Source organism: Azospirillum sp. B4 (assembly GCF_000333275.1).
Classification (GTDB): domain Bacteria; phylum Pseudomonadota; class Alphaproteobacteria; order Azospirillales; family Azospirillaceae; genus Nitrospirillum.
In genome coordinates this window covers 1-2876 of sequence record NZ_BACU01000196.1, presented here as the reverse complement: position 1 = coordinate 2876, position 2876 = coordinate 1, and the positions used below count along the sequence as shown (strand labels likewise).

The 2876-nt window shown below is 62.5% G+C and carries 2 protein-coding genes; both read left to right on the top strand.

From position 1 onward, the window contains the following. Positions 1 to 1503: methyl-accepting chemotaxis protein (locus I55_RS08780; RefSeq protein WP_307718700.1), on the top strand; the 1503-nt coding region annotated here is incomplete at its 5' end. 192 nt (positions 1504 to 1695) lie between these two features. Continuing rightward, a complete protein-coding gene (locus tag I55_RS34275) occupies positions 1696 to 2724 on the top strand; it encodes an AraC family transcriptional regulator (RefSeq protein ID WP_083900958.1) in 1029 nt (342 codons plus the stop codon). Positions 2725 to 2876: the final 152 nt, after the last annotated feature.

The window sequence follows — 2876 nt, the reverse complement described above, 5'->3', positions numbered from 1 at the left end:
AACCGCGGCGAATACCGCATGGCCGCCGACCCCAAAGATACCGAAGAGGTGGTCAAGAACGTTGGCGGCCGGGTGGATGAGTTCAACAAGAACATGAGCCTGTTGAACCAGGAGGCGGAAGCGAAGTACCGCCCCATACTGGCCGAGATCAAGGTCGCCTTCGACGCCTACAAGAAGGAATTCGACACCACGACAGCAGCCAGCCGCAAGCACAGCGATCTCAAGAACGAGGCCGCGCGCCAGGAAATCCTGGACGAGGTGGCGCAGTCCCGCGCCGCGTCCACCGCGCTGACCAACAAGATCAAGGTGTTGCAGGAAGCCCTGGATGAGGATGGCACCACCGTGGCCCAGAACGCGCAGACGGTGGCCCGTGAACTGACCCTCATGATCGTGATCGTCGCCGTGGTCGGCATCGCCATCGGCATCGTCGTCGGCATGCTGATCGCCCGCCGCGGCCTGGTGACCCCCATCGGCCACATCGTCGGCAACCTGCAGGACCTGGCCCACGGCCGCCTGGACATCGAGGTCTTCGGCGCCGAGCGCGGCGACGAGGTCGGCGATATCGCCAAGACGGCCCTGGTCTTCCGCGACAACGCCCGCGAGGCCGAACGCCTGCGCGCTGAGCAGGCCAAGGAACAGGCCGCCCGCGCCGCCCGCGCCGCCGCCCTGGAAACCCTGACCCGCACCTTCGACGTGCAGGCCGGCGACGTCATCGGCGCCGTCGCCTCCGCCGCCACCGAGATGCAGGCCACCGCCAGTTCGCTGTCCGCCTCGGCCGAGCAGACCACCCGCCAGTCCGCCACGGTGGCCGCCGCCGCCGTCGAGGCCTCGGCCAATGTGCAGACCGTGGCCGCCGCGGCGGAGGAACTGAGTTCCTCCATCAGCGAAATCAGCCGCCAGGTGGCCCAGTCCGCCTCCGTGGCCGGCGACGCCGTCCGTCAGGCCACCCACACCGGCAGCATCGTCGCCGGCCTGGAACAGACCGCCCAGCGCATCGGCGACGTGGTGAAGCTGATCACCGACATCGCCAGCCAGACCAACCTGCTGGCCCTCAACGCCACCATCGAGGCCGCCCGCGCTGGCGAAGCGGGCAAGGGCTTCGCCGTCGTCGCCTCGGAAGTGAAGAGCCTGGCCAACCAGACCTCCAAGGCGACGGAGGAGATCAGCACCCAGATCGCCCAGGTCCAGGGCGCCACCCGCGAGGCGGTGACCGCCATCAGCGCCATCTCCGGCACCATCGAGAACATCAATAGCATCGCCACCACCATCGCCTCGGCGGTGGAGGAGCAGGGTGCCGCCACGCAGGAGATCGCCCGCAACGTCCAGCAGGCGGCCGCCGGCGCCGACAGCGTCACCCAGAACATCCAGGGCGTGTCCACCGCCGCGGATGAGACCGGCCATTCCGCCCACGACGTGCTGACCGCCTCCACCTCCATGGCCCGCGAGGCCGAGAAGATGCGCGGCCTCGTCGAGAAGTTCCTGGTGGAGGCCCGCGCCGCCTGACGGGACCCGCCAGCACCGACCGACTCCAGGACAACAACCCGGGAAGCTCGCTTCCCGGGTTGTTCTTTCTTATGCACGCGCAAGTGAGAATTTGTGCGCTCGTAAAGCAATCAGCCCAAAAACAAATCCGCAACGCGATTTTCTTAAGAGGTACCCTGGAAGAAATTAACAGTTAAATCCAGGGGAACTCAAATGGCGCCACCACCTTATGCGCCCAATGCGGCTTTTTCTTTCACAACAGGGGAATTGAAATTCGCCGAAGCAAAATCTTTTTGGCGTAAAAAAATTCAGTCACTCCGCCCAGGACTGCATATTGATTTCCCAACACAAGCCGATTTCACAGGATCAGCCTCTTTAATTCCTATTGGTCCAGCATTATTATTTTCAATGACCGTCGGAATACACACCCTGACAAGACAGAAGCGCTCCCCAGGGTATGAGCATATCGATGATTTTTTCCTGCTATACGTGGCAAAGGGTGCCGCGTCCATATCCAGCGGAAGGGGCTCAACAACCATCACGCTGAATTCCGGCCAATGGATCCTGGTGGAGACCGCAGCGGGATATCTGCTGCGTTATGATTCGATAACACAAGCCAAGGTCCTTACGTTCCCAAGAGCATGGCTGACCGCCCGGACCCCCTTTCCGGAAGAGATGGCGCTAAAACCCATCTGCGACAGCAACGGTTGGGCGCGCGCTCTTTGCTGTGTCCTGGCGGAGCTTTCGCCCGAAACGGTGCCTCACCTGCCGTTGACCCCCGGCGAAATCGCCGACCAGGTCGCAGCACTTCTTATTCTGGCGGCGGGCCAAATATCCCCCCCGTTGAGAACGGGGCAGAAGGCGACCGTGAACCGCCTGCGTCAAGCCATGCGGGATCGGCTTCACGATCACACACTGACCCCCACGGTCTTCGCTGACCAGCAGGGTATTTCGAAGCGCACGCTGCACGCGCTCTTCGCCGCGTCGGGAACGAGTTTCAGCAAGGAACTGATGGCGATGCGCCTGGAATTCGCCCGGTCCCTTCTCAGCAATCCCAATTTCCGCAACAAATCGATCGCCGAGATCAGCAGCCTTTCAGGATTCACCAATCCTGGCCATTTCGGAAAACGTTTCGTGGACGCGTTCGGACGGCCTCCTTCCCGGTATCGCCATCCTAATAGCGGGCGAACACCACCCCGTCACCCGCCCTTGTCCCTGGGACGCCGGATCGCAACCGATTAGACGCCCCTGACACAAGTGGACGCCCTGGCGACCACCGTCACCGACACCACCGGCAACACGTCAGAAACCGTTGCCGGTGGTATAGCGCCAACGTTGGTCAGGCCGAGACTTGGCATGGTCCACCATATGCTATTTATTATGACGAATAATAC

Bases quoted from the DNA above. Each gene is read 5' to 3' on its own strand.
- I55_RS34275 (WP_083900958.1), top strand. From the start codon at position 1,696: ATGGCGCCACCACCTTATGCGCCCAATGCGGCTTTTTCTTTCACAACA.